This window comes from Peribacillus sp. NPDC096379 (genome assembly GCF_044762875.1).
Classification (GTDB): domain Bacteria; phylum Bacillota; class Bacilli; order Bacillales; family DSM-1321; genus Peribacillus.
In genome coordinates this window covers 460,383-486,561 of the sequence record NZ_JBIWFD010000003.1, presented here as the reverse complement: position 1 = coordinate 486,561, position 26,179 = coordinate 460,383, and the positions used below count along the sequence as shown (strand labels likewise).

General features: G+C 38.3%; 24 protein-coding genes. 19 read left to right on the top strand and 5 right to left on the bottom strand.

Going from position 1 to position 26,179, the window contains the following annotated elements; all coding sequences use genetic code 11:
• The first annotated feature begins 58 nt into the window (after nucleotides 1–58).
• The 8 genes from ACIQZI_RS16360 to deoC all read left to right on the top strand — a co-directional run bounded on the left by ACIQZI_RS16360 (nucleotide 59) and on the right by deoC (nucleotide 8,206).
• The gene (locus ACIQZI_RS16360) at nucleotides 59–253 is read left to right on the top strand and encodes a hypothetical protein (RefSeq protein ID WP_403074755.1); all 195 of its coding nucleotides are present in this window, start codon (nucleotides 59–61) and stop codon (nucleotides 251–253) included.
• A 245-nt stretch (nucleotides 254–498) separates the two neighbouring features.
• Nucleotides 499–834: an iron-sulfur cluster biosynthesis family protein gene (locus ACIQZI_RS16355; RefSeq protein WP_403074753.1), complete on the top strand. Its 336-nt coding sequence runs from the start codon at nucleotides 499–501 to the stop codon at nucleotides 832–834.
• A gap of 1,014 nt (nucleotides 835–1,848) precedes the next feature.
• Nucleotides 1,849–2,793, top strand: coding sequence for a DNA-binding transcriptional repressor DeoR (locus tag ACIQZI_RS16350; RefSeq protein WP_062184539.1), 945 nt, complete (start codon nucleotides 1,849–1,851; stop codon nucleotides 2,791–2,793).
• A 621-nt stretch (nucleotides 2,794–3,414) separates the two neighbouring features.
• Nucleotides 3,415–3,816, top strand: coding sequence for a cytidine deaminase (locus ACIQZI_RS16345; protein WP_062184536.1), 402 nt, complete (start codon nucleotides 3,415–3,417; stop codon nucleotides 3,814–3,816).
• 124 nt (nucleotides 3,817–3,940) lie between these two features.
• The gene (locus ACIQZI_RS16340; protein ID WP_403074748.1) at nucleotides 3,941–5,122 is read left to right on the top strand and encodes a NupC/NupG family nucleoside CNT transporter; all 1,182 of its coding nucleotides are present in this window, start codon (nucleotides 3,941–3,943) and stop codon (nucleotides 5,120–5,122) included.
• Between the two features lie 103 nt (nucleotides 5,123–5,225).
• Nucleotides 5,226–5,837: an AmiS/UreI family transporter gene (locus ACIQZI_RS16335; protein WP_062184529.1), complete on the top strand. Its 612-nt coding sequence runs from the start codon at nucleotides 5,226–5,228 to the stop codon at nucleotides 5,835–5,837.
• 325 nt (nucleotides 5,838–6,162) lie between these two features.
• Entirely contained in the window at nucleotides 6,163–7,464 is a 1,302-nt protein-coding gene (locus ACIQZI_RS16330) for a pyrimidine-nucleoside phosphorylase (protein ID WP_403074745.1), read from the top strand.
• Nucleotides 7,465–7,528: 64 nt separating this feature from the next.
• Nucleotides 7,529–8,206 carry a deoxyribose-phosphate aldolase gene (gene deoC, locus ACIQZI_RS16325; RefSeq protein ID WP_062184523.1) on the top strand — a complete coding sequence of 226 codons (678 nt, stop codon included), beginning with the start codon at nucleotides 7,529–7,531 and terminating at the stop codon, nucleotides 8,204–8,206.
• A gap of 190 nt (nucleotides 8,207–8,396) precedes the next feature.
• Here deoC and ACIQZI_RS16320 read toward each other — a convergent pair whose 3' ends face one another.
• The gene (locus tag ACIQZI_RS16320; RefSeq protein WP_082675147.1) at nucleotides 8,397–8,528 is read right to left on the bottom strand and encodes an FbpB family small basic protein; all 132 of its coding nucleotides are present in this window, start codon (nucleotides 8,526–8,528) and stop codon (nucleotides 8,397–8,399) included.
• Between the two features lie 65 nt (nucleotides 8,529–8,593).
• A complete protein-coding gene (locus ACIQZI_RS16315; RefSeq protein WP_403074741.1) occupies nucleotides 8,594–8,776 on the bottom strand; it encodes a hypothetical protein in 183 nt (60 codons plus the stop codon).
• A 381-nt stretch (nucleotides 8,777–9,157) separates the two neighbouring features.
• Here ACIQZI_RS16315 and ACIQZI_RS16310 point away from each other — a divergent pair, with 381 nt between their 5' ends.
• The 6 genes from ACIQZI_RS16310 to ACIQZI_RS16285 all read left to right on the top strand — a co-directional run bounded on the left by ACIQZI_RS16310 (nucleotide 9,158) and on the right by ACIQZI_RS16285 (nucleotide 15,928).
• Nucleotides 9,158–10,525, top strand: a complete 1,368-nt coding sequence (locus ACIQZI_RS16310) for an aspartate kinase (protein ID WP_403074738.1) — start codon at nucleotides 9,158–9,160, stop codon at nucleotides 10,523–10,525.
• A 110-nt stretch (nucleotides 10,526–10,635) separates the two neighbouring features.
• Nucleotides 10,636–11,838 (top strand): histidine kinase, encoded by a 1,203-nt coding sequence (locus ACIQZI_RS16305; protein ID WP_403074736.1) that lies wholly within the window; start codon nucleotides 10,636–10,638, stop codon nucleotides 11,836–11,838.
• Nucleotides 11,835–12,503 (top strand): response regulator, encoded by a 669-nt coding sequence (locus ACIQZI_RS16300; RefSeq protein WP_403074734.1) that lies wholly within the window; start codon nucleotides 11,835–11,837, stop codon nucleotides 12,501–12,503. Before ACIQZI_RS16305 ends, ACIQZI_RS16300 begins: the two co-directional genes overlap by 4 nt.
• 143 nt (nucleotides 12,504–12,646) lie before the next feature.
• Nucleotides 12,647–13,582 carry an ABC transporter ATP-binding protein gene (locus tag ACIQZI_RS16295; RefSeq protein ID WP_403074731.1) on the top strand — a complete coding sequence of 312 codons (936 nt, stop codon included), beginning with the start codon at nucleotides 12,647–12,649 and terminating at the stop codon, nucleotides 13,580–13,582.
• A gap of 10 nt (nucleotides 13,583–13,592) precedes the next feature.
• On the top strand, nucleotides 13,593–14,789 hold the full coding sequence (locus ACIQZI_RS16290) for an ABC transporter permease (RefSeq protein WP_403074728.1): 1,197 nt from the start codon (nucleotides 13,593–13,595) through the stop codon (nucleotides 14,787–14,789).
• Entirely contained in the window at nucleotides 14,786–15,928 is a 1,143-nt protein-coding gene (locus tag ACIQZI_RS16285; protein WP_403074725.1) for an ABC transporter permease, read from the top strand. Before ACIQZI_RS16290 ends, ACIQZI_RS16285 begins: the two co-directional genes overlap by 4 nt.
• 57 nt (nucleotides 15,929–15,985) lie before the next feature.
• Here ACIQZI_RS16285 and ACIQZI_RS16280 read toward each other — a convergent pair whose 3' ends face one another.
• Both ACIQZI_RS16280 and ACIQZI_RS16275 read right to left on the bottom strand, forming a co-directional pair.
• Nucleotides 15,986–17,143: an ABC transporter permease gene (locus ACIQZI_RS16280; RefSeq protein ID WP_403074722.1), complete on the bottom strand. Its 1,158-nt coding sequence runs from the start codon at nucleotides 17,141–17,143 to the stop codon at nucleotides 15,986–15,988.
• Complete coding sequence (locus ACIQZI_RS16275) at nucleotides 17,133–17,885, bottom strand: ABC transporter ATP-binding protein (RefSeq protein WP_403074719.1); 753 nt, start codon at nucleotides 17,883–17,885, stop codon at nucleotides 17,133–17,135. Before ACIQZI_RS16275 ends, ACIQZI_RS16280 begins: the two co-directional genes overlap by 11 nt.
• 165 nt (nucleotides 17,886–18,050) lie before the next feature.
• On the opposite strand from ACIQZI_RS16275, the gene ACIQZI_RS16270 reads away from it, so the two are divergent.
• Both ACIQZI_RS16270 and ACIQZI_RS16265 read left to right on the top strand, forming a co-directional pair.
• Nucleotides 18,051–18,749, top strand: a complete 699-nt coding sequence (locus ACIQZI_RS16270) for a LytR/AlgR family response regulator transcription factor (RefSeq protein ID WP_062184494.1) — start codon at nucleotides 18,051–18,053, stop codon at nucleotides 18,747–18,749.
• A 14-nt stretch (nucleotides 18,750–18,763) separates the two neighbouring features.
• Nucleotides 18,764–19,744 (top strand): sensor histidine kinase, encoded by a 981-nt coding sequence (locus tag ACIQZI_RS16265; RefSeq protein ID WP_403074715.1) that lies wholly within the window; start codon nucleotides 18,764–18,766, stop codon nucleotides 19,742–19,744.
• 56 nt (nucleotides 19,745–19,800) lie between these two features.
• On the opposite strand, the gene ACIQZI_RS16260 is transcribed toward ACIQZI_RS16265, so the two are convergent.
• On the bottom strand, nucleotides 19,801–20,358 hold the full coding sequence (locus ACIQZI_RS16260; protein WP_403074712.1) for a nitroreductase family protein: 558 nt from the start codon (nucleotides 20,356–20,358) through the stop codon (nucleotides 19,801–19,803).
• A 657-nt stretch (nucleotides 20,359–21,015) separates the two neighbouring features.
• On the opposite strand from ACIQZI_RS16260, the gene ACIQZI_RS16255 reads away from it, so the two are divergent.
• The 3 genes from ACIQZI_RS16255 to ACIQZI_RS16245 all read left to right on the top strand — a co-directional run bounded on the left by ACIQZI_RS16255 (nucleotide 21,016) and on the right by ACIQZI_RS16245 (nucleotide 26,171).
• Nucleotides 21,016–22,764, top strand: coding sequence for an ABC transporter ATP-binding protein (locus ACIQZI_RS16255; protein WP_403074710.1), 1,749 nt, complete (start codon nucleotides 21,016–21,018; stop codon nucleotides 22,762–22,764).
• Nucleotides 22,765–22,786: 22 nt separating this feature from the next.
• Entirely contained in the window at nucleotides 22,787–24,529 is a 1,743-nt protein-coding gene (locus tag ACIQZI_RS16250) for an ABC transporter ATP-binding protein (RefSeq protein ID WP_403075219.1), read from the top strand.
• Between the two features lie 274 nt (nucleotides 24,530–24,803).
• Nucleotides 24,804–26,171: an FAD-dependent oxidoreductase gene (locus ACIQZI_RS16245; protein ID WP_403074708.1), complete on the top strand. Its 1,368-nt coding sequence runs from the start codon at nucleotides 24,804–24,806 to the stop codon at nucleotides 26,169–26,171.
• Nucleotides 26,172–26,179 lie beyond the last annotated feature (8 nt).

Sequence of the window (26,179 nt, the reverse complement as noted above, 5' to 3'; positions counted from 1 at the left end):
TGAAGATAGAGAAAACTGGAGTGAACTAAATAGAAAAAGTACTCGGAGGGAGATTTTCATGAAGGTTAGTATGATACTAGTCATTATTATCAGCGTATTTGCAGCTATTTCTACAATTAAACTAGCTGGGAAAAGTGATCAAAATTATAGCACAGCTACAAAAAGAAATCTAACGAATTTAACACTAATCTATGTAGGATTAGGTGTGATCTCAGTAATCGCTATTGCGTATATTCTTATTAAATGGGCTTAAAGTCTGCATGGCTAACAAATTACTAAAATACGACATTCTATCTAGTTGTAACAATTTAGATGGAGTGTTTTTTTGAATGCAATATTTGCAGTATCATTTTGTTTAGATAAACATGTGGTTTCTATACTTGCAATCAATAAACGAGAGTGCTAAACTAAAGTTGTACCGAATGGTAGGTACAAAATATTCCGTACAATATAGGTTAACCTATTTAATAAGGAAGCGAGTAAAAGGAAGTGTGCCCGTTGAATATCACCATAACAGACAATGCGATAGAAGAACTGAACAAAAAAATTGGGGAACAAAAAGGAATATTGAAAATAAAATACGAAATCGATGATAACGAGTTTTTTGGATGTGCTGGCGGCATCCCGACTTTATGGTTTGTCTCTTCTGCGGAAGAAAATAACGATCAATTATTTAATACGAATAACCGTGCTGTTTTAATGGAAAAGTCAAAACTGCTCTTTTTTGAAAAAGAACTTAAAATTGATTTTTCACATACAGCTAATAGTTTTCAATTAGTGAGCCCGGAGCGAATCATAAATGGCAGAATGGCCTTTATTAATAAAGTTAAATAGGATAGCAATACTGTTATTAATTGGAATTAACATAGAAGAAACTCGTCAAAAAAGTAGCTTTTGCTCAAGGTAGCAAAGCCTACTTTATTGGCGAATAGTTTATTAAACAATTTGACATATAAGGTAAGCGGTATTACATACATTTTAATTGTAAGATTATGAGGGGGAGAGTGTATACCGTTGTGCAATATAAGAATAATTGGATACCGATAAAAACACTTCAAGAAATGTCAAACATATCTTATGATGTCCTCATCGTGGGGAAATCAAGATGCTAAAAAGATAGGGATCATTGAGAAAGAGGATAAATTATTTCATTTACATTTCCTTAATATTCCTACGATGAAGGTAGATCGTGCTTGAGATCAACACCAAAGTGTAAAATTATTTGGTGTGCTTATTCATGCCCGAATTCATCATGCTAAGTTGATCCCACCCTTTATAGAGGAACATCAAGAACGCCTATAGCTTTTTTTCCCCAAACAGTCCTAATCTAAACACGATTAAAGGGCTATGGAAGTGGGTGGAAACATCTGCTGTTTATCGTGTGTTTTACGAGCCGGTGCAGGAAATTCGTAAAAATGTTCAAGACTTTATTGCAAAGATCAATCAAACTCCTAAAAAGGATATTGATCGGTTATGCGTAATTTTATTGATTGTTTAATGCGTTTCATATAGAACAAATTTTGGATGAAAAAGACGATTTTCCGATGTTAAGGAATCACTGGCTTTTATGTGAACAAATATCTAATTTTCCAACTAACAATTTCTAATTCTGTAAAATTCCTTTTTTCTATTATATTCGACTAGTAATAGGTGAAAGATTTATCAAAATTGCGTTTGATAACCACGTTAACGTAAAGAGTAGATTAGTTATCCGGAAATTCAGTGAACTTATCCGCCTAAATCGAGAATTTAGATGGAGAGACTTACAAAAAGAGGAATGGTCTTGCGTGGATAAATACATATGTGTAACAATATAAGTACAAATGTGCATGCGAAAGGCTGAATATAATGAATTCTGAAAAAATTGAAAAGATGGTTGAAGCGGCAAAGCTCTATCATTTAATGGATTTTAGCCAAATGGAAGTTGCCAAGAAACTTGGTGTTTCCAGACCAACTGTATCAAAGATTCTGCAACAGGCGAAAGAAGAAGGAATTGTTGAGATCAAGATTATGGATCCATCAGAGAACTGTCGAATGTTGGAGGAGGAACTTGAAGAGAAATTTGGTCTGAAAAAGGCAATTGTCGTTTCTGTACCGCTATACGAAGAGAATGTTGTAAAACAGGCGATCGGCAAGGGTGCTGCCGACTATGTTAGCAGTATTGTCAATGATGGTGATACTATCGGTATCACTTGGGGAACAACTATGTACCAAGTAGCGTTGCATCTTAAGCATAAATCAGTACGGGACGTGAAAATTGTCCAGTTGAAGGGCGGGGTCAGCCATTCTCAAAATAAAACCTATGCTTCAGAAGCATTAAATTTATTCGAGAAAGCGTTCGATGCCATGCTCTATCACCTCCCTTTACCGGCAATTGTTGATCATGTCGTTGTTAAACAAGCCATAGACGCAGACCGTCATATTCGTAAATTGCTTACGCTTGGAAAAGAAGCGAATATTGCTATCTATACGGTTGGAGTACCGCAAAACGATTCGCTTCTTTTTCAATTAGGTTATTTTACAGAAGAAGATGAAAAGGTCATTTCAGAGCATGCTGTCGGTGATATTGCTTCCCGTTTTTTTGATAAAGATGGTCATATTTGTAATACAGATTTAAATGCTAGAACAATTGGCGTTGAATTGGAAGACTTGAAGAACAAAGAACACTCCATTCTTGTAGCCGGCGGTTTGAAGAAGGTCGATGGTATTAGGGGAGCGATTAAGTCGAAAATGAGTAATGTATTGATTACAGATGCTAACACGGCAAAAATACTTTTAAATAAAGAAACATAAGATTGGAAAAACGCGGTAGCCCTTTGGTTCCCGTGTTTTTTCAGGTGCCATCCTAATCAGGCTTTGCTAAATGGTAGATTTACTAAGGTTTTTTGGCTTGAGAAACATAAAAGGCAATATAAGGATATTGTGGTAATTTTACATAAGTTAATTTAGTGTTTTACAAATGTTTAATGATTTGCTATAGTGAAATCAAATGAATTTAATTTATCTGGGTTTGGCTAATGCGGTTTGACAGCGCTTTCCCCTTGGGAGTAAAGTTCTTTCAATTGTTTAGCAAATCGAGATAGAAAGGCGAAGGAAGTGAAAAGAAAAGTATAGATTATACTTAAATGTTTTCAATCCTTAATTGTGTGCGAAATGTAAAATACGTGGATTACAGATGTTCGTACTAAATTTTAGTTGTCTGACTTCTGACCTTTAAAATCGCTATTTATCGTATTTAGGAGGATGTTGAAATATTACAACCTTTCCTAGAAAACCTGAATGGCGTTAAAACGCCACCAGTTACCATGAAGGATGTAGCATTAAGCACCGTACACTAGCCTAATCACAATGGTTGTGATACCAGTTATTATCTGAAAAACAGAAAATTATAAAAGTAGAAATGGAGAAATTGAAATGGACAAGTTTGCATTAGTGAATCAGGCAATTAAAGCTAGAGAAAGTGCATATACACCATATTCTACATTTAATGTAGGAGCAGCCGTTTTGTCAGGAAATGATCAGGTTTTTCTTGGATGCAATATTGAAAACGCTTCGTACGGATTAACGAATTGTGCTGAACGTACGGCTATCTTTAAAGCGGTTTCAGAGAAAGAAACAGAAATGAAGGCGATTGCGATTGTGGCTGATACGGACGGGCCAGTATCTCCATGCGGAGCCTGTCGGCAAGTAATCGCAGAGTTTGCAAATCAAGATACAAAAATCTATCTTGCAAACCTAAATGGTGATATTCATGAAACGACAATTGAACAACTGTTGCCTGGTTATTTTACATCCAAGGATATGGAGAGAGGCTAAACGCCATTTCGATAAATAGTGATGTATTATTCGGCTATATCTATCATTAAAAGATTGCACATAAAGGGATACCGCTAGCAACTCGCGTTTTGCTGGTGGTACACCGTAACATTTGGAGGGACTTATGAGATACCTAATATCATTTTGTGGATTATTACTAGTTTTCGGTTTGGCATTTTTAGTAAGCAAAAATAAAAAGGAAATTAAGTATAAGAACATCATTCTTATGGTAATCATTCAATTTGTATTGGCTGCCGTACTATTGAATACACGCTTCGGTTACACTTTAATTAAAGGGGTATCGAATGTATTCGATCGTTTATTGGAATATGCTAGTGCAGGGGTTTCATTTGTATTCGGAGGATTGGCTAATGAAGGTGAATATTCATTCTTTCTCAATGTACTTTTGCCAATTGTCTTTATATCTGTATTAATTGGTATTTTGCAACACTTTAAAATCCTACCTATATTCATGAAATGGGTTGGCTGGTTGTTAAGTAAGGTCAATGGAATGGGGAAAATGGAATCTTATAACGCTGTTGCGTCAGTAATGGTAGGTCAATCGGAAGTGTTTATCACACTCAAGAAACAATTAGCTAAAATTTCGCCTCAACGGATGTATACACTGTGTGCATCTGCAATGTCAACGGTTTCGATGTCCATTGTCGGTGCTTACATGACCATGATTGAACCGAAATATGTCGTAACAGCGATTGTGCTGAATTTGTTCGGTGGGTTCATTATTTCGTCCATTATCAACCCGTATAAAGTAGATGAAAATGAAGATATCCTTACTATTGAAGATGAAGAGAAGCAGTCCTTCTTCCAAATGCTTGGGGAATATATCATGGACGGATTCAAAGTGGCCGTTATTGTTGGTGCCATGCTTATTGGATTCGTTGCATTGATGGCCTTGATTAATGCATTGTTTGATATGATCTTTGGTATTTCGTTCCAGGAAATCTTAGGATACCTGTTTGCGCCGATTGCATTCTTAATGGGTGTTCCTTGGGCAGAGGCTATTTCAGCTGGCGGTATTATGGCGACGAAACTTGTAACGAATGAATTTGTTGCTATGATAAGTCTAGGGGATGTAGCTAACACTTTTAGTACTCATACGCTAGCCATCATTTCAGTATTCCTTGTATCATTCGCTAACTTCTCTTCCATCGGTATTATTGCCGGTGCGGTAAAAGGCTTGAATGAAAAACAAGGAAATGTTGTTGCGCGCTTCGGGTTGAAACTTCTTTATGGAGCTACACTTGTGAGTATCTTGACAGCTACAATCGTCGGATTAATCATCTAAATAGAAAAGGAAAAAAGTAACTCCTGAAAAATGGGTATATGTTACTTTTTTCTTCATTCGTCTCTCTGCAAGAGAACGATGCACCAACAGGAGGTACTTGTTTATGATAAATGTAGGGATACTGCTTTCAGGCGCTGTATTATTCCTTAATGGTTTAATGTTAAAAGGAAAGGCAGAAGCTAAGAGTGTGGCTATCTTAAATTTTTTAGTGGGGATTCTGCAAATCGTCATCCCCTTCTATCTAATTATGATCTCGGATCAGAGCAATTGGACAATCTATGGACTTGCGGCTACCTTCTTATTTGGCCTAACATTTCTATATGTATCCGTCACATTCTATAAAGGAATGGACGGTAGTGGCTTAGGATGGTTCTCCGCTTGGGTGACAATGATCGCTATCTTCTATACGCTTGTTTCAATCGTTCAATTTCATGATTATGTGACAGCGTTGACTTGGCTGATGTGGGCATTTTTATGGTATTTATTCTATGCTCTTAATATTTTAAAGAAACCGATTGAAGAGTATGTCGGTAAAGTGGCTCTTGTGCAGTCTTTTGTGACTTTGACTTTCCCGGCCCTTCTTTCGTTTATCGGAATGTGGGGAGACTTGGTGATTCAGCGTTTGTGGCTGGTAGTTTTGTCAGTTTCCATTCTGTATTTCATCAAGGGAGCTGTCGATCTTAGAGCAAGTCAGCAAAAACAAGCAGTTTCTTAAATATGGAAAGGATCCCAAAGAGGAACACTACGGATCACGCGATGCCCTTTTTTACAAACGTTCAAGTGGTTTTTTACGTTTGTTCAAAACTGATTAAATAAAATTCAAAGAATGTCATCGTCCCATATCAAAGCTAGTTTTACGACGAATATCTTTTTCCGTTCTTGAAGGCGGAAGCATTAATGCTCGGCAGGGATAAATCAACGAAATACTTTTTAATTGAAAGACGCTTTCGGAACAACCAAAAGGGCAGCATTATTCAGCGCACAATAAATCAAACAATTCATAAAGAGCAAAATAACATATACAAGAGGAGTTGGATTACATGAGAATGGTAGATTTAATCGAGAAAAAACGCGATGGTGGTGAATTAACGAAAGATGAAATCAATTTTATAATTGAAGGTTATACAAGTGATTCTATTCCTGATTACCAAATGTCTTCTTTCTTAATGTCTGTATTCTTTAAGGGGATGACGGCTGAAGAAACAGCAAATATGACAATGGCAATGGTTAATTCAGGTGACCAAATTGATCTGTCAGCTATTGACGGTATTAAAGTCGACAAGCATAGCACTGGTGGTGTCGGCGATACAACGACAATCGTCCTTGCTCCACTAGTTGCTGCGGTTGGTGTTCCAGTTGCGAAACTTTCTGGACGTGGGCTTGGTCACACTGGCGGTACAGTGGATAAATTCGAATCTATCCCTGGCTTCCGCTCAGAAATAGAAGCTGACCAGTTCATCAATCAAGTAAATGAAGTGAAAGTCGCTGTTACAGGGCCAACGGGAAACTTGACTCCAGCGGATAAGAAGATATATGGTCTGCGTGATGTTACAGCTACCGTTAATTCCATCCCATTAATGGCAAGCTCCATTATGAGTAAGAAAATTGCCTCAGGTTCTGATGCAATCGTGCTTGATGTAAAAGTGGGTGCCGGTGCCTTCATGAAAGATGTGGAAAGTGCTAAAAAACTGGCTCATGCAATGGTTGAGATTGGTAAAAATGTCGGTCGTGATACAATGGCAGTTATCTCTGACATGGATCAACCGCTTGGATTCGCAATTGGTAATGTACTTGAAGTGAAAGAAGCAATCGATACTCTTCGTGGCGAAGGACCTAAAGATTTGGAAGAGCTTTGCTTGACATTAGGCAGCAAGATGGTTGTCTTGGCTAAGCATGCAGAAACGGTTGAAGAAGCACGTGAAATGCTTGAAGAAGTCATTGCGAATGGTAAAGCACTTGAAAAATTCAAGGAGTTCGTGATTGCGCAAGGTGGGGATGCTTCTGTTATTGACGATCCATTTAAACTGGCAAGAGCTCAATATGAAATTCCGGTATTGGCAAAAGAAGATGGATATGTAGCAGAAATCGAAGCGGATAGCATCGGTACAGCAGCTATGATTCTTGGAGCGGGACGCGCTACAAAAGACTCAGTTGTGGATTTGGCTGTCGGATTAATGTTGCATAAGAAAATCGGTGATGAAGTGAAAAAAGGCGACACAATTGTTACTATTTATAGCAATCGCGAAAATGTCGATGATGTTATAGAACGCATTTATGAATCATACAGATTTTCACTTACAAAAGTAGCGGACCCTGTTCTTGTACATGCAGAAATTCATTGATATTAAGCATTGCGGAACTTACTGTAATGGTTATTTCTAATCTAAAATTAACGGAGGAATGAATATGAATAAAGAACAAATCGCTCGCTTGATTGACCATACAATATTAAAGGCAGATGCTAGCCGTGAAGCCGTTATTCAATTGGCGAAAGAAGCGAAGGAGCATCGTTTTGCATCTGTATGTGTGAACCCTTCACAAATTGAAACTGCTTTCCAAATATTGAAGGATACGCCGGATGTAAAAGTATGTACAGTCATCGGTTTCCCATTAGGAGCTTCTACTCCTGAAACAAAAGCATTTGAAACGAGAGATGCTATTGAAAAAGGTGCAACAGAAGTGGATATGGTTATTAATGTTGGTGCTTTAAAAGATAGAAACGATGAACTTGTTTTGAACGATATTAAAGCAGTAGTTGATGCGGCACAAGGAAAAGCAATAACAAAGGTCATTATCGAAACATGCTTATTGACAGACGAAGAAAAAGTACGTGCATGTGAGCTTTCTGTAAAGGCAGGTGCAGACTTTGTCAAAACATCTACTGGTTTCTCTACAGGAGGAGCAACAGTAACTGATATCGCATTAATGCGTAAAACAGTTGGATCGGATGTAGGCGTTAAAGCTTCAGGTGGAGTCCGCAACCTTGCTGATGTGGAAGCGTTAGTAGAAGCGGGTGCAACTCGTATCGGTGCAAGCTCCGGTATTGCGATTGTAAATGGTCAACAATCCAACTCAGCTTATTGATTGGTTAATGATGATGCAGGCAAACACCGAGAGCACTGAAAAACACATTCTATAATATGTGAATTAGCAAAAAACGCTGGGTTTTAATGAAGTTTTGTTACTGTTATTCCTACCCACCGTAAAAAATCTTTGGTATTAAGTCTGATCTTTGGTGAAAAGAATTTGATAAACATCCAAAAAGCTAGCTTTGTTAAGCTAGCTTTTTAAGTTCATGGCGTTCTTCAATACGTATTTCAATTTTTTCTAATGCTTTTTTATCGTTAAGTAATTCTTGTTTATTCTCTTGCAATAATTCTTTAAATGATTTTTTGATGAGTCTCATAAACACGATACTCCTTTCTAATCTATTTTTGATTCTGAGAAGTAGGTAAAGGAATAACTAAGTTATTAAAGTAGCCTATCTAAATAATACAATAATTCTGATAATTTAATTGGGGAAATTTCGACAATTCTGTGTCCTTTGGGGTCAGACCCCATTTCCCGAATGTCTGTTTTTGCGTGTGGTGCATATTGAATCACGACGGCAGCAACGAGCATGCAAAATACGCCTATTTCTTGAATGAAAGTCAATGCGGATGAAACTGACCGCTTAGAAGTCCGAAACTCGCTGTCAGGATAAAAGCTACTGAGTAAAAGAAAAACTGAACATGAATTTTTGAAATGGCTTTTCCGTTACTAATCTTAAACACCGTGTTATTAACCCCAAAGCATAAACTCGTGAGAATGGCCAATAATACCCACATTGATAACGCCCGCTACCTAAAATGAATGTATGAAAACTTTCATAGTTATAAGATGATTTAGCTCCTAAATCAATTCTATGGGGGGAATGGGTGTCCTCTATAAAAGTACAAATGTACACATGAAAAGAATTTCTCTTGCTTATTTAGTCGTTTAGCGTAATAATAAGATAATATTAACTGATAATTCTATTTATAGGGGTTGTATGATTTGAAAGTTGTGAAATTTGGTGGTTCTTCACTTGCATCGGGTGAACAATTAAAAAAAGTATTTGATATCGTGATCTCGGACTCGGAACGGAAAATTGTTGTCGTATCGGCTCCAGGGAAACGAAATTTTGAAGATATAAAAGTAACGGATTTATTAATTGCTTGTGCAGAGGCTCAGCTTGCTGGCGATGATGCAATGGATTTATTAGAGATGGTTATGGGCCGATATGCTGAAATAGCTAAAGAATTAGAGCTGGAAGAACAGGTAATTGCGGAAATTCGTGAACACTTCATCAGTCTACTTCATGGTAATCAAAGCAAGCCAACAAGATATATTGACGCACTTAAAGCGAGTGGAGAAGATAATAATGCGAAGCTGGTTGCCGCTTATTTTCGTAAACAGGGGATCGAGGCCCATTACATTAATCCACAATCAGCAGGGCTCATCGTCACGGACGAAGAAGGCTATACGCAAGTCCTCCCAGAATCGTATGAACAGCTCTCAAAGCTTCGTGATCAATCAGGCATTCTTGTCTTTCCAGGCTTCTTTGGCTATAACGACGCTGGAGAAGTTGTAACTTTTTCTAGAAGTGGCTCAGATATTACGGGTTCAATTCTCGCCAATGGAACGAAAGCGGATTTGTATGAGAATTTCACGGATGTGGATGCTGTTTATTCAGTTAACCCTTCTGTCGTTGAAAATCCGAAGCCAATCAAGGAACTTACATATCGTGAAATGCGCGAGTTATCTTACGCAGGATTCTCCGTTTTCCATGATGAAGCGCTCTTCCCGGCTTTTCGTGCAGGAATTCCCGTGCAAATAAAAAATACGAATAATCCATCTGCACCTGGGACAAAAGTTGTCAATACTCGTGAAAACGAGAATGGTCCTGTTGTTGGGATTGCTAGTGACAAAGGATTCTGTAGCATTTATGTAGGAAAGTACTTAATGAACCGTGAAATTGGGTTTGGACGCAAATTACTACAAATTTTAGAAGATTTTCATGTTTCTTATGAACATATTCCATCAGGAATTGATGATACGACGATTATTTTAAGAGAGCACCGATTGAACAAAGAAATTGAGACTAACATTGTGGAGAGAATCATGAATGAACTTCATGCCGATGAAGTGAAGGTGGAGCATGATCTCGCTTTGCTTATGGTTGTCGGTGAAGGAATGAAGCATAATGTAGGTACGACAGCTCGGGCTTCGAAGGCTCTTGCTAATGCAAAAGTAAACATTGAGATGATTAACCAAGGCTCCTCGGAAGTAAGCATGATGTTTGGTATCAAAGCGCGAGATGAAGAAAAAGCCGTTCGTGCATTATATCAGGAGTTTTTCACAAATGTAGCGGTGAATGTATAACAAAATGGGCAGACACAGTTGATGTGTTTGTCTTTTTATTTTTGAAACCCCTTTTCATGATATGATTTTCTTGTTATGAAAAAAGTAAACATTGGAAGGGGAGGGGAAGTATGGGAATTTGGTTAACGAATCTCAGAATTGTCATGTTTCTATTAATCAGTTTAATTTATTTTACGAGTACTCCCTCAAATAATAGTGGTGTACAAATCTTTATCGGAATCGCTGCTCTAGTATTTATTGCCAATCATGTGTGTCAATTTTATTTTGACCCAGGAAAGTGGCGCCTTGCAGCTATTAATGTTGACGGGGTACTAAGTTTTCTGTTTGCCTTTGTTTTTCCAGGAACGACTCTATATTTAATACTTGTTGGCGTTACAGCTATTACATTATTTATTGTAGAAGCAAGAAAAAAAATACTGGGAGTCCATATTTTTGTCTTCTTCCTATTATGGAGCTTTGCGTTATTTTTCGCGTATATTCACACCAGTCAAATTCTTTTCTTTGAAAATGTAGCCAATTTTTGCTTTGTCGTATTTGGAGCGGTTGTTGGGAATTTAATTCACAGGCTGTTTGCTGCAAGCGAAACGGTCCGTAAACAGTATAAACAATTAAATGAGTCCCATACAGAGCTATCCCAAGCTCACCAACAGTTGACTCAATATTCACAGCAACTTGAGCAATTAACATTAATTCGTGAGCGAAATAGGATTGCACGAGAGATTCATGATACGGTGGGGCATAAAATGACTGCCTTACTTGTCCAATTAGAGCTGGTAAAAGAACTTATGAATCGTGATGAAAAGAAATCAAAAGAAATAGTAGGAGTTTGTGATAACTTGGTTCGGAGTGCTTTAGAAGAGATTCGTTTTTCGGTAAAAACACTTGAAAATGATACGACTGAATCGATATCTTTTATTCAATCAGTCCGTATCATGCTTGAAGACTTTCATCATTCTACTGATATGCAATCCGTTCTAGAATTAGAAGGGGATCCAGCTATCATCCCCACGTCATTGCAGCTTACGATAAGTAGAGTCATTCAGGAAACGCTAACGAATGCGAAAAGACATGGTGCAGCAACAATGAGCACGATACATCTTGGCTGCTTCCCAGAGAAAATTACATTGAACATTACAGATAACGGAATAGGCATAAATGAAATCAAACCAGGGTTCGGGCTAAGGAATATGAAAGAACGGATGAAGGAACATGATGGGACACTGCGATTTGAGAGTATCGAGGGAAAGGGATTTTACACGTATATTGAATTTGCGCTTACAAAAAAGCAATGGATCATTGGAGGAGACATATGATAAAGGTTTTGATTGTAGATGATCAACCGCTTATACGAGAAGGGTTGGCTGCACTCTTAAGTTTGCGTTCAGAGGTTGATGTTGTTGGAACGGCAACTGACGGACAAGAAGCATACGAATGCGCCAAACGAAAACAACTGAACATGATCTTAATGGATATCCGGATGCCAGGTGTAAATGGGGTTGATGGAACAAAGCTAATCAAATCTCATTTTCCGGAGATGAAGGTCTTGATGCTGACGACATTTAATGATAGTGAATTAATCTTTTCAGCACTAGAAGAAGGAGCGAGTGGGTATTTATTGAAAGATATGTCGACTGACACAATTGTCCAGGCGATGTTGACGGTCCAGTCAGGAGGAATTGTCCTTCCCCCAGAAGCAACTGGTCAAATGGTGAAAGAAATGAAGAGAATTAAGCATCTCGATTCTGCGTCAAATGAAGTGGAGGTTCCCGCTACTTTTCATGAATTAACAAGTCGTGAAGTGGACGTGTTGAAATATTTAGGCTATGGGTACAACAATAAAGAAATTGCTAATACCCTGTTTATTACCGAAGGCACAGTAAAAAACCATGTATCGAACATTATTAATAAGTTAGAGCTCCGCGATCGAACACAAGCGGCGATTTTTGCTGTTCGATATGGGGTAGTTACTTTTCCTTAAGTTCTGAGCACTATCTTGACCCAAGCATTCATGACTTTCAGCATAGTGAAGGTCTTTTTTTTATGCTTCAATTTCTATCGGAAGCTAGATGGAAAGTCTCGCCACCTCTCATATGATGAAAATAGGAAGAGGGAGGGAAGCAAATGTTGCAGGTTAATCAGATAAGTAAGTCATTTCATAAAAATGAAGTAGTGTGTGATGTTTCTTTTTCAGTAAAGAAAGGGGAGGCATTTGGGCTCTTAGGTCCTAATGGTGCGGGTAAATCCACGACGATTTCACTCATATGTGGATTGTTTCCGTATGATACAGGAGAAATCTTAGTAGGGGGCAGATCGGTGAAGCAGGATCCCATGGCTGTTAAGAAGAAAATCGGCATTGTTCCTCAAGAAATCGCATTGTATCCGACGATGTCGGCATATTCCAATTTAGTATTCTGGGGAAGAATGTATGGGTTGAACCGATCGGCTGCTAGAAAAAAGGCAGCAGAGGTTCTGGAAACAGTCGGACTAGAGGAAAAAGCGAAACAGAAAATTGAAACGTTTTCTGGTGGAATGAAAAGAAGAATTAATATTGGTGCCGCTCTTATGAATGCACCCGAATTATTAATTATGGATGAACCGACAGTCGGCATTGATCCACAATCGCGCAATCATATTCTAGAAACGGTGCAACAATTAAACCAGAATGGCATGACGGTCATTTATACGAGTCATTACATGGAAGAAGTCGATTTCTTATGTAATCGAATTGGGATTATCGATCATGGAAGGATGATTGCAGTTGGCTCGAAAACTGAATTAATTAATCGCCTTTCAAGTGGGACACTACTGGATTTGCATGTTAGTTCGATCACCGAAGCGGTAGTAACTGAATTGAAAAATATATCAAAAGTAGAGAGTGTTCAAGTGGATCATGAGAATCATACATTACAATTATTGGTAGCGCCAGGAATGAATACAACGAGTGATGTGATTGCCAAATTGGTTCAAGAGAATATTCAAATTCTTTCCTTTAATCGAAAAGAACCTAATTTAGAGAGTCTGTTTTTACAATTAACCGGACGTTCATTACGAGATTAGGAGGGATAGAATGAAGAGTTTACTTATCGCTTGGAATGATTTTTTGATTCGGATTAAAGACCGCCGTGGAATCATTATGATGCTAATCATGCCATTGCTATTAACAGCGATTTTAGGATCGGCACTTAAGAATGTTTTTGGTGAAGATACTGAATTCCCAGAAACAATTGTTGGATTGATCAGTAATGAATCGGATCCATTAAGTGAGTCATTGAAAAATGAAGTATTAAAGAAAACGTCCTTTGTAAAATTGAAAACAGCAATGACAAGAGAGAAACTTGAGACAATGTTGAAATCAGGAGAAATTGACGTTGCTGTCATGATACCGAGTGATTGGAGTATTCAGTTAGGAGAAGGAAGGCTTCAAGGAGCAGAACTGCTGACAGATCCCCAAAAACAGCTCAAAGCCTCTGTCATTACTTCTATTATTGATTCATTTATTAAAAGGAGCCAAGTCATTTCAAATACGACCAATACGGTTGTTGCTCATTTACGAGAAACAAACCAAGCTGCTTCTATGGAACATATAATCGAAACCATTCAATCGGCTAGTAATCAAGAAGTCACGTTTAGAGAGACATCTATTGGTGAGAAGTCCGTTTCTGCCATGCAATATTATACAGCGGCAATGGCGGCGATGTTTTTATTATTTAATGTGACAATAGGAGCGAAGTCCATTACGAAAGAAAGGGAAAGTAATACGCTAGCAAGGCTTAGAAGTGCCCCTATCAGCAATACATCTATTATTCTTGGTAAATTTTATGGCACGTTTCTTTTCGCATCGATACAATTTCTGCTTTTCTATTTGGCAACTTTGATCGTATTTCAAGTGGATTGGGGAAATCATGCATGGCAGGTCATTGCGACGGGTCTTGCATACGGAGTAGCCGTTGCTGGAATATCTATGATTCTAGCTGCGTTTATTACCGAATTGAAAACATTAGATCTAATTAGTGGAGTTGGGGTACAAATTTTCGCATTAATAGGGGGTTCCATGCTGCCGTTATCACAATTTCCTGATGCCTTAAAGAGTTTATCTAAGTTCACACCTAATCGCTGGGCACTGACCGGCTGGTTAGATAGTATGAGCGGTGTATCTTGGGCGGAACTACTCACGCCTATTATGGTCTTATTGTCGATTGGAATTATTTCTTTACTGATTGCAATCCTAAGGTTGGAATCAGGATTTAAAGGTGGTGCCAAATGAAGAAGATATGGGCGCTTTGTATGTGGGAGATAAAAATGGTGTTTTCCAACCGACGTAATTATCTGGTCATGTTTGCCATGCCATTAGTGTTTACATTGCTGTTTGGGCATTTGTTCACAACTGATGAGGAACCGGTTCAAAGGGTACTAGTGGTTGATCAAGACCAATCGATGTTGTCTTCTTCGTTTGTCACTGCAATGGTAGAAGATCAACGCTTATTTCAAGTAGAACAGGAATCAAAAACTGTTGCATTATCGCAATTAAAAGAAAAGACTACTCCTGTCGTACTTACAATTGATAAAGGGTTTGAAGAAGAAATGAATGCGAAAATACCGGTATTGTCCCTGCAACGGGTACCTGAATTTACAGGGAGTGAAGTGCTAACGGAGTTTATTGCTAACAAACTTGCGGAAACGCGTATCCGAGCTGTGGCTTCTAAAGAATGGAGCAAGTTGACAGGGGAGAACTGGGAGACAATGTTTACGAAACTAAGGGATGATGCAAAAGAAGCAACAGTTAGTAAAAAGACGACGCTAGAAATAAACCAGCATTCACAAGACAGTTTATCAAGAAGTGCTTCAGGATTTTCCATCATGTTTCTGATGATAAGTGTGCTGAGTGTGACCGGAACGATTCTAGAGGCACGAACGAATGGTGTCTGGCAGAGGTTAATGATTATGCCTGCCAGCAGAACTGAAATTGCTGTTGGCTATTTATTATCTTTCTTCTTAATCGGCTGGATTCAATTTGGTGTATTAATTCTTACTACTCATTTTTTGTTTGATGTTAGCTGGGGTAATCCTTTCTATCTCCTGATTTTATTATCTGCACTAATACTTGCAATTGTCGGACTGGGTTTACTGATTGCCACAACAGTAAAGACCATTGAACAGCAATCGATGCTTAGTAATCTTCTTGTAATTTCCACATGTATGATTGCAGGCGTATACTGGCCACTAGAAATTGAGCCAGTTTTTATGCAAAAAATGGCTGAGTTTTTACCGCAAACCTGGGCGATGAGAGGAATTGAGGAAATTGCGAGTGGGAGTACTTTCTTTGCTATTTTAGACAATGTGGGTATTTTACTACTATTTGGGTGTGTTTTTTTGCTACTCGGAATAAGGAAAATTAAATTTTAATAAATAAGAAAAAGGATGACTCAGGGGAAGTTTTTTACCGAGAGTCATCCTTTTAATTTAATTCATTACCCATTTATCTTTCATGAACATGATTCTTCCGATGATGAAGAAGAGAATCATGCAAATGAGGTTACTGCCGATTGTAAGCATAATATGTTCATAGTTGATGATGCCAAAGATTAATTCCTTTAGCAGGCTGAATATGTTTAGGATTGGAATGACAAAGTGCTGGTATGAAAGTTCATTAATCCCTATAGTTGAAGTAAATAAAGTTGGGAAGACTGCAACCATTAGGATTGGTGTGCTGTAGCTTTGTGATTCCTTGATAGTTTTCCCAATGATGCTTGTCACCATAAGAAGGGATGCAATGAACATAGCATAGATGATCGAAACTAATATAGCTAGACTGATGACCAGGTAGGCGTTGTCACCAAATGAAACAGCTTTTTTTAGGTTTTCTGTTAAAAGGGTAATTTCTAATGCTACAACGACTAACGTGATGATTCCAGTTATGGCACCAATGGTTGAGATTGTTAACCATTTTGAGAGAAGCAAGGTGGAACGTTTTACTGGTGTCATTAATAGAGCTTCCATCGTTTTCTTTTCTTTTTCACCAGCGAATAAATCGGAAGCTGCTGGACCTGCACCTATACCAATTGCAAGAGCTAACATCATTGGAATTAACATCGCAATTAAATTAATGTTAGGGTTTTCTTCGGACATTTCTTTTTGATGAATCGTAAATGGCTCGATTAATGCTGAATCTATTTCTTGGGCTTGCAAACGATCTGAAATAACAGACATTTCATAGTTGGATAAAGCATTCGTAACGATGTTCATTAGGTTAGCTGAGTTTTGGCTGAAAGAATCGCCAATAAGTGTTACCGACGCTTCATTAGCGTGTTCAATATTGTGGATAAAACCAGGCGTTAATAAAAGGGCAGCTTGTGCGTCTCCATCCTGTACGGTTTTTTCGGGATTTATAGACTTAACAAGTTCAATATTCTTATAGGCCTCAAAAATATTCGCTTCATCTGTACCGAAAGAGGTATCAACAGCAAGTTTGTACGTATCATCGCCACCATCGGAGACTAATTTTTCATAAAATAATGTTAAACCAGTCATCATGACAATCGGCAGAAGAACAGTCAGCAATAAAGTCCTTCGATCTCGGAAGCAATCCTTGATTTCTTTTAGATAGATATTAAGAAGCATAGTTTCCATTCCCCCTTACAAGTTTGCTCATGAAAATATAGTTTAAATCGCGGCTACCTTCAGATTTGTAAAGATTTTCTAGGTCGCCATGATAGACAAGTTCTCCTTTATGCATCATCGCCACTGTGTCGCAAAGCATAGAAACCTCTTCCATGATATGGCTTGAGAAAATAATCGTCTTTCCATCGCGCTTTAGCTGATGGACGAGCTGACGGAAGACATTGGATGATGTAATATCGAGACCTGTTGTCGGTTCGTCAAACAGGATAATATCAGGATTATGAATCAGCGTCCTTGCGATGGCGACCTTTTGACGCATCCCTTTGGAAAAACCGCCTACTTTCCTATTTAGATAGTCTTTCATCCCGAACATTTTTGCCAAGTCATCGATACGTACCTTCGTTTCATGTTTGCTTAATCCGTATAACATGGCGAAATACTCGAGGTTTTCACGGGCAGTTAAGCGATCATATAACCCAGTTTCACCACCGAACAATACCCCAATTCTTTTTTTGATTTGATCTGCATGTTTCAATGTGTCATATCCCGCTACGAATACTTGCCCGTCTGTTGGCGTAAGCAGAGTTGCGATCGTTCGCAACAAAGTTGTTTTTCCAGCACCGTTCTCACCGAGTAAACCAACCACCTGGCCTTTTTTTACAGAAAAAGAAACATGCTTTAATGCGGTAATGTATACTTTTTTATCTTGGAACTTTTTTGTCACTTCATGAATTTCAATCATTTTCATTCCTCCTGACTCGTTTGTTTTCTTGTTCTTATCATACAAAGAATTCTGGAAGGAATCTGCAACTATGTCGTAAAAATACCATTTATTGTCGCGAAAAGGTCATTTTTCCATGTTGAGATGGTAAAATAGAAGAAGCAACAGGCAAATGAGGGTGATTGTATGAAGGTTGGTCTTGTAGATGATCGAATGATCGATTTAGATAAGTTACTTGCTATTGTGCAAGGAATTTCAGACGTAGAGGTTGTGTTCTCGACCGTTTCCGCGGAAGAAGCGTATGATCAGATCAAGAAGGAATCGATTGATTTATTGATTGCGGATATTGAAATGCCGAATTTATCTGGCTATGAGCTGGCGGATATTATTCATTCTCATGCGCTAGACATTTCGGTCATATTCGTTACAGGTACGAGTGGATATGCGGTGCATGCTTTTGAATTGAATGTACACGACTATATCATGAAGCCTTACTCAAAGGATCGATTAATACAATCGATTGAGCGGTTGATGGAGAAATCTAAATCGGCTGAGATTACAGGTAGACTATACTTAAAGCAAAAAAACGATATACATATTATTCAAAAGAAGGATATTGTTTTTATCGAAAGGTCTGGCCGATCGACAACGATACATACGAAGTCAGGTCCGATAAAAACCTATCAAACTCTTAATGAATTAGAAGGTGAATTGCGTGAGCGGGATTTCCTTCGCTCCCATCGATCATTCATCATTAATATTCACTATGTGAAAAACTTCTCGCTCTATGCAAAAACTTCTTATATCGTCACCTTTGAAGGAATGGAAGAACAGGCGATGATTACAAAGGAAAAAGTAGAGTTTTTACAAAATCATTATTTTTAAAGGATGGAGAAGACTTGAAACCGTTTCTGATGTATTGGGGATTTATCGCAGTGCTTGGGATTGTTCATTTGCATGCGCTTTTGATGCTATTACCTTGGGGAATACCTATCTATATACCATGTGTACTAGTGATAGGAATCATTTATTACTTCTTTAAAAAAACATTCATACAGATAGCGAGTTTAGGAAGAAGTTTCAATGGAATGTTACTGGTTATGCAGCTTTTGTTGCTATCTATTTATGCAGTTAATAAGCCATCGTTCATTTATCTTGTTCCGTTTTTATTATTTGTCGCTATTGAAACAGTCAGGCAAAACTGCGCATGGAAAGTTTCAGCATTGTTAGTAGAGGGAAAGCAATTTGAAGAAGAACGTACTCACTTTAATGAAACGTTTCGTGTAGTTCGCAGTGAAAGGCATGATTTCCTTAAGCATGTTTCAGCAATTCACTTTATGCTGGAAAATGAACAGAATGGAGAGGCTAAGGCTTATTTAGATGATTTAGTCGATGGATATAAAGAAACGAATCTGTCGATTAAAGGAGAGAAAGGGATGGTCGCGGGAATACTGCATCAAATGTATCAACGGGCACAAGATGCTGGAATTTCAGTCGTCTATGATTTGGATTTGCCATTATCTACATTGCCGCTGTCAGATAAAGAGATCGTTACACTGGTAGGCAATCTTTTATCCAATAGTATTGATGCTTGCGAGGAATGGCAAAGTGAACATAAGAAAGAAGCTTTGCTTAGTTTGCAATTGTATAAAAGAAGTGGGTTATATGTATTAATTTGCAAGAATCATAGTAAACCGATTCCGACGCCCATTTTAGATTCATTGTTTGAAACGTATGGAAAAACAACGAAAACGGGTGAGCATGAAGGGCTCGGAACCAAATTGATTCATGATGTTATTAAGGAACATCATGGTTTCCTGGATTTTGTATATAAAGAAGAAGAGTTTACGGTGAAAATTAAAATCCCGGCAATCCGTTAAGTGTATTTTAAAGTTCAAAAAAGGGTAAGCGCTTGTTCGCGTTTACCCTTTTAAAATTATAAAACAGTGAAAATTTCTTCAATAGATTTGCGCTCACGTGGATTTGGAATCATATCTGGATAACCGACATGAATACTACCAACGATTTTTTCTCCTGGTTGCACGCCTGCAGTTTCCCGGAATTGCGTAGCAAAAATCGTGGCATAGGTCGCCCAAAATGTTCCTAGTCCTTGTTCCCATGCCAATAATGTGAAATTATGAATGACGCAATTTATAGCTGCCAAATCTTCTTCACGAGTAACAGGGTTAGGATCTTCCTTCATGACAGCAAGAAGAATGGAGGGAGGGGTACTGACTTTATTAAACTCACGTTGACCCGCAGCCTCCTTTTTCGCAGGATCTTTTTCCTTAGTCATGGCTGCATTACGAGCAGCCTCAGCTAACGCGATCAGGCTGTCTCCTTGAACAAAGATGAAGCGCCAAGGCTGCGTCATCTTGTGGTTCGGCGCCCAAACAGCCGTCTCTAGCAGCTCTTGAATCAAGTCAACAGAAACCGGTGTATCCTTATAGCGTTTCACTGTACGTCTCTCTTTAATAATGGTCGATAAGCTCATTTTTAATAGACTCCTTCATCTGAATGTGATTGAAGAACTGTGTGTAAACGGATTACATAGCATAACTGTTAATATGTATGTTACCTGTAGTATATAAAGAATTCAGTAAATATTCAAAAGAAAATGCTGATCCCATATATGCTTAAAAGTAGGGGGTAAAAACATCTGGAATAAAGAGGGGGCAATATTCTAGTTATTTTTAAGTTATAAGCATGAAACACATATGGGAATCAGCAATTCATCTATAGTGGCTACTAATAAGTAGGCTCACCATTTAAGCAATCTATTATGCTAAGAGCATAATTTTTCGAGATTCAGAAGTCGATAATGATATTGAAAATCATTATCAATTAAATCTTCTCTTATTTTATCAAATATGTCAAGGGAATAATAGAAAAGTTATTCGGTTTTTTAAGAGAAGGATGATAAAGTATAATTCAGACTATTTAAAAATATCGAAAATAATTGTATGATAAAAGAATCGATCTTTCGTTTCACTAAATAGTTCCTTAAATGAAGGCTTGCATGATGCGAGACAGGCCGGTGTAAAACCAAGGCCGGGAACAGGAACAGATTAGTCAAAGTTCATTGCTCACAGAACTTACACTTGTTTACTTTGAAATAGAAATTTTGCGAAAGGAAATCATGGTGAAGTGTATGAAGATTTATTCGTATTTAAAGCCTTATCGAATGATGGTGGCGCTCGCTCTTTTCCTTATGCTGGCTGAATTAGGTGTGGAGTTGCTGCAACCGCTGTTAATGGCAAAAATAATTGATGATGGTATTATGCAGGAGAATCTTTCCGTTGTCATCAAATGGGGAAGTGTAATGGTGGGGATTTCTATCTTCTCCTTTATCGGTGGAATCATTAACTCGTTTGCTGCGTCACATGTGAGCCAAAGTTTTGGCTATGACATTCGAAGTCATTTGTTCAAGAAAGTACAAGCGTTTTCATTCACCAACTTAACAAAATATCCAACATCATCACTGATTACTAGGATGACGAATGACGTTACAGTTTTGCAGAATACTGTGTTTATGGCGATGAGGATCATGCTCCGTGCGCCGTTACTTATCATTCTCGGTACAGTAATGGCTTTGCTTGTTAACTGGAAATTGGCGTTGGTCCTCTTAATTTCGATTCCTGTGCTCATCTTGTTTTTAGCCTGGGTAATGAAGCGGGCATCGGTGATGTTTCGATTTGTTCAAGAAAAGCTGGATAACGTAAATGGAGTCATGCAGGAGAATTTAATGGGAATGCGCCTCATTAAAGCTTTCTTACGTAAAGAACATGAAGCAAGTCGATTTAATGAGGCAAATGATGCTTTACAAAAGAAAACAGCATCTTCACTACGATTCATTGAAGTGTCAACACCGATTCTGTTACTTGTCATGAATGTGGGACTTATTATCATTCTGTGGCTTGGGCAAAAGAAAATGGCTACTGGTACTGTTCAAGTTGGAGAAGTGGTTGCTATTGTCAACTATGCGACAAGAATCACATCTTCGTTATCTGTATTATCCTGGTTAATTATGTCCATTTCTCGTGCTCAAGCATCCGCGAGTCGAATTAACGATGTATTGGACACAAAAGTTGATTTACTTGACACGAAAGAAGAAAGCAGAGGAAATGAGATTCATAGCGGGGAAATTACATTCAAAGATGTTTCATTCCGATATCCAACAGCGGATACGGATGCTTTACGGAATATTACCTTTACGGCAAAAGCAGGCGAAACGATTGCAATTATGGGGGCTACTGGTTCAGGAAAAACATCGCTATTTCAATTGATCCCGCGGCTATTTGATGTCGACCAAGGTCAAATTACAATCGATGGTGAAGATATTACGACCATGAAGCTAGACGTATTGCGGAAAAAAATTGGCTTTGTCCCACAGGAGGCACTGCTCTTTTCAGGTTCGATTCAAGATAATATCGCATGGGGAAAAGATGATGCGAGTATAGCGGAAATCATTACGGCGGCCAAAGATGCGCAAATTCATGAAACGGTTTCTGCGCTTACGAATCAATATGACACGCCACTTGGTCAAAAAGGGGTCAATCTTTCCGGAGGGCAAAAGCAGCGATTAGCTATTGCCCGTGCGTTAGTTAGAAAGCCAAAAATACTGCTACTAGATGATAGTACAAGTGCGCTGGATTTAAAAACAGAAGCTAAGCTGTTGAATGCATTAAAAAGCTATACATGTACGACATTGATCATAACGCAAAAGGTGAGTACCGCTAAGGAAGCCAATCAAATTTTGTTGCTTGAAGAAGGGGAACTGATTGCAAAAGGCCCGCATGAACAGCTTGTGGCTAGTCATTCATTATATCAGCAGATTGTGCTGTCTCAAATGGGAAAGGAGGGACTGACCGTTGAAAAGAGTACCTCCCACTCATCATAATGATAAGAAATCAAAAGTGAAAATGAAAAATTGGATGGGGACCGTTAAACGGATCTGGAGCTATCTGGAAACGAATAAAACGATGCTGTTTCTCGTGTTATTCATGGTCGTGGTGAGCTCAGGGTTGGGGCTACTTGGTCCGTATTTAGTAGGCGTCTCCGTTGACGAATTTATTGTAATGAAAAAGTCTAACGGATTAACAATGATGCTTATAGGCTTATTTATCGTCTACGTGTTTTACTCACTATCGACTTGGCTACAAAACTACTGGATGATCGGCATCGCTCAAGATTCAGTTTATCAGATGAGACAACAGCTTTTTGGGCATTTGCATAAACTGCCGATTCCATTTTTCGACCACCGCAAGCATGGTGAACTAATGAGTCGAGTAACCAATGATATTGAAAATGTCAGTTCGACTTTGAACAGCTCGGTCATTCAAATTTTTTCAAGTGTCCTGACGTTAAGTGGGACGATAGCAGTTATGCTTTGGCTTAGTCCGTTATTAACCTTGTTAACGCTCATCATCGTACCCATCATGTTTTACGGAATGAGATGGATTACAGGACGGACAGGAAAATTATTTAAAGAACAACAGCGAAATCTGGGCTCTTTAAATGGATTTATTGAGGAAACGATTTCTGGACAACGAATCGTGAAAACTTTTTCGCAAGAAGATAAAGTGATTGAGGACTTTATTGAACGTAGTAAAAAATTGAAGCAGTCAGGTTATTTGGCTCAAGCCTATTCCGGGTTTATCCCGAAACTAATGAATATGCTCAATAACCTCAGCTTTGCCATTGTTGCTGGATTTGGCGGGTATCTGGCATTAAAAGGGCAAATTTCAATTGGAACCATCGTAATTTTCACCGAGTATTCTAGGCAATTTACTCGGCCGTTAAATGATTTAGCTAACCAATTTAATACATTGTTATCTGCTGTTGCAGGGGCTGAACGTGTATTTGAAATTTTAGATGAAGAGATTGAAGAACGGGATGAGAAGGATGCGGAAGAGTTGAGCGTTGTAGAAGGACACGTTGCCTTTCAGTCTGTTTCTTTTTCCTATGAAAAGTCAGGGAATACTGTACATGATGTAAGTTTTGGCGTATCTCCAGGAGAAACGATTGCACTTGTAGGTCCGACTGGAGCAGGAAAAACAACCCTTATTAATTTGCTATCTCGTTTTTATGATCCAGACAGCGGCAGTATTCTTGTCGACGGTCATGATATTCAACACGTAAAGCGGTCGAGTTTACGTCGGCATATGGGCTTTGTTTTGCAAGATTCGTTCCTATTCCAAGGAACGATCATAGAAAATATCCGTTATGGCAGACTGGATGCAACCGACGAAGAAGTACTGAACGCTGCTAAACAGGCAAATGCTCACTCGTTTATTATGAAGCTCCCGAATCAGTATGAAACAAAGCTGATGCAAGACGGAGGCGGAATCAGTCAAGGACAAAGGCAGCTCCTTTCCATTGCTCGAGCGATTTTGGCTGATCCGATCATTTTAATCTTAGATGAAGCAACTAGCAGTATTGATACGATTACTGAAGTGAAGATCCAAGAAGCCCTGCAACGACTAATGAAAGGAAGAACTAGTTTCGTCATTGCACATCGATTGAATACGATTCAAAAAGCAAACCAAATCCTTGTACTAAAAGACGGTGCAATTATTGAAAAAGGATCACATAGCTCATTGCTTCAGGAAAAAGGATTTTACTATGGACTCTACAACCGACAATTGGAAGACACGGCAAATTAAGTTGACAAGATGACTTAAACGGGAGAAATCCCTAGTTGAGTCATCTTTTTTTATACGTATTCCATGCGTTAAACTTAAATATAAAACATACATGTTAAGAAAATGAACCGTTTATTTATGGAGGATGTGGGTATTGATGTATAAGCACGATCAGTTGACTGAAAGGATGTTTTTGGGAGCGAGAATCTAGTTTAGAATACACAATCACATTTGTGGTTCTTATTATTAGGGGAATAGTAAGAAAGAGTGCGAAAAAGGAAAGGAGAGAGTTTAAATGAAACAATATGATGTGGCTATTATTGGATTCGGTAAAGGTGGGAAAACACTGGCATCCTTTCTTGGTAAACGGGGGAGGAAAATTGCGGTAGTTGAAAAATCGAAGAAAATGTATGGAGGGACATGCATTAATGTGGCTTGTATTCCGACCAAATATTTGATTCATGAAGCGAAAAAATTACAAGTTCATAAAAATCAAGAGTGGGACGAAAAAGCAAAGGCATATGCTTCTGTGATGGTAAGTAAGAAGGAATTTATCGATAAATTGCGTCTTGGCAACTATAAAAAAGTGAATAAATCGGAAGTGGCAGAAGTGATTGATGGATTTGCTTCATTTGTTGATGAACATACTCTTTCTGTCGAACAAGAAAATGGAATGATTCAAATAAAAGCGGAAACGATTATTATTAATACAGGTGCAACGCCAGTTCTTCCTGATATTGTTGGCATTAAGAATAACCCGGTTGTATATACGAGCGATACACTTCTTAATGAAGAAAGATTGCCACAAACTTTATCCATTATTGGCGGTGGATATATCAGCTTGGAATTTGCTTCAATGTATGCAGATTTTGGCTCCAAAGTCCGCATTTTTGATCGAGGGGACACATTCCTGCCAAAAGAGGATGAAAATGTCGCTAAAGCTGTTCGAGAGACATTGGAAAAGAAAGGGATCGAAATCTATCTACAAGCACAAAGTAAAAAAGTAGAAGGAGATCAACTAGTTATCGAGTTTACGAAGGAAAAATCTGAAAGAATTTTTCAATCTGACGCTATATTACTGGCAACAGGTCGAAAGCCAAACACCGATGGTTTACAGTTGGAAAAAGCAGGCGTTAAAACGGGTAAGCGAAAAGAGATTGTTGTCGATAATCAGTTGCGAACATCTACACCTCATATTTTTGCGATCGGTGATGTGAAGGGTGGACCACAATTTACGTATGTTTCCTTAGATGATTACCGAATCGTAGCGGATCAATTAACTGGAGGAAAGGAATATAACCAAGAGAAAAGAGGATATCTACCCTATTCGGTATTTATTGACCCTCCTCTATCCAGAATTGGTTTGACTGAAAAAGAAGCAACAGAGAAAAATCTGAACTTCGATCTGTTTACTTTGGCAGCGGCTGATATTCCAAGGGCGAAATTAATAGGTGAAACTGAAGGAATGTTACGAGTAATTGTTGAGAAAGATTCAGATAAAATTTTGGGTGCAGCTCTTTTTTGTGCAGAATCGTATGAAATCATAAATTTAATTAAATATAATATGGATACGAGAGATACTTATTATACTTTGAAAAATCAAATCTATACCCATCCATCGATGACTGAAAGCCTTAATTACTTGTTTGATGAACTTGTATAGTCAATTTA

What these genes read in the sequence shown, in the direction of transcription:
- ACIQZI_RS16360 (WP_403074755.1), top strand. Translation starts at nt 59, where the DNA reads ATGAAGGTTAGTATGATACTAGTCATTATTATCAGCGTATTTGCAGCT.
- ACIQZI_RS16350 (WP_062184539.1), top strand. Translation starts at nt 1,849, where the DNA reads ATGAATTCTGAAAAAATTGAAAAGATGGTTGAAGCGGCAAAGCTCTAT.
- ACIQZI_RS16345 (WP_062184536.1), top strand. Translation starts at nt 3,415, where the DNA reads ATGGACAAGTTTGCATTAGTGAATCAGGCAATTAAAGCTAGAGAAAGT.
- ACIQZI_RS16340 (WP_403074748.1), top strand. Translation starts at nt 3,941, where the DNA reads ATGAGATACCTAATATCATTTTGTGGATTATTACTAGTTTTCGGTTTG.
- ACIQZI_RS16335 (WP_062184529.1), top strand. Translation starts at nt 5,226, where the DNA reads ATGATAAATGTAGGGATACTGCTTTCAGGCGCTGTATTATTCCTTAAT.
- ACIQZI_RS16330 (WP_403074745.1), top strand. Translation starts at nt 6,163, where the DNA reads ATGAGAATGGTAGATTTAATCGAGAAAAAACGCGATGGTGGTGAATTA.
- deoC (WP_062184523.1), top strand. Translation starts at nt 7,529, where the DNA reads ATGAATAAAGAACAAATCGCTCGCTTGATTGACCATACAATATTAAAG.
- ACIQZI_RS16320 (WP_082675147.1), bottom strand. Translation starts at nt 8,528, where the DNA reads ATGAGACTCATCAAAAAATCATTTAAAGAATTATTGCAAGAGAATAAA.
- ACIQZI_RS16305 (WP_403074736.1), top strand. Translation starts at nt 10,636, where the DNA reads ATGGGAATTTGGTTAACGAATCTCAGAATTGTCATGTTTCTATTAATC.
- ACIQZI_RS16300 (WP_403074734.1), top strand. Translation starts at nt 11,835, where the DNA reads ATGATAAAGGTTTTGATTGTAGATGATCAACCGCTTATACGAGAAGGG.
- ACIQZI_RS16295 (WP_403074731.1), top strand. Translation starts at nt 12,647, where the DNA reads ATGTTGCAGGTTAATCAGATAAGTAAGTCATTTCATAAAAATGAAGTA.
- ACIQZI_RS16290 (WP_403074728.1), top strand. Translation starts at nt 13,593, where the DNA reads ATGAAGAGTTTACTTATCGCTTGGAATGATTTTTTGATTCGGATTAAA.
- ACIQZI_RS16285 (WP_403074725.1), top strand. Translation starts at nt 14,786, where the DNA reads ATGAAGAAGATATGGGCGCTTTGTATGTGGGAGATAAAAATGGTGTTT.
- ACIQZI_RS16280 (WP_403074722.1), bottom strand. Translation starts at nt 17,143, where the DNA reads ATGCTTCTTAATATCTATCTAAAAGAAATCAAGGATTGCTTCCGAGAT.
- ACIQZI_RS16275 (WP_403074719.1), bottom strand. Translation starts at nt 17,885, where the DNA reads ATGATTGAAATTCATGAAGTGACAAAAAAGTTCCAAGATAAAAAAGTA.
- ACIQZI_RS16270 (WP_062184494.1), top strand. Translation starts at nt 18,051, where the DNA reads ATGAAGGTTGGTCTTGTAGATGATCGAATGATCGATTTAGATAAGTTA.
- ACIQZI_RS16260 (WP_403074712.1), bottom strand. Translation starts at nt 20,358, where the DNA reads ATGAGCTTATCGACCATTATTAAAGAGAGACGTACAGTGAAACGCTAT.
- ACIQZI_RS16255 (WP_403074710.1), top strand. Translation starts at nt 21,016, where the DNA reads ATGAAGATTTATTCGTATTTAAAGCCTTATCGAATGATGGTGGCGCTC.
- ACIQZI_RS16250 (WP_403075219.1), top strand. Translation starts at nt 22,787, where the DNA reads ATGAAAAATTGGATGGGGACCGTTAAACGGATCTGGAGCTATCTGGAA.
- ACIQZI_RS16245 (WP_403074708.1), top strand. Translation starts at nt 24,804, where the DNA reads ATGAAACAATATGATGTGGCTATTATTGGATTCGGTAAAGGTGGGAAA.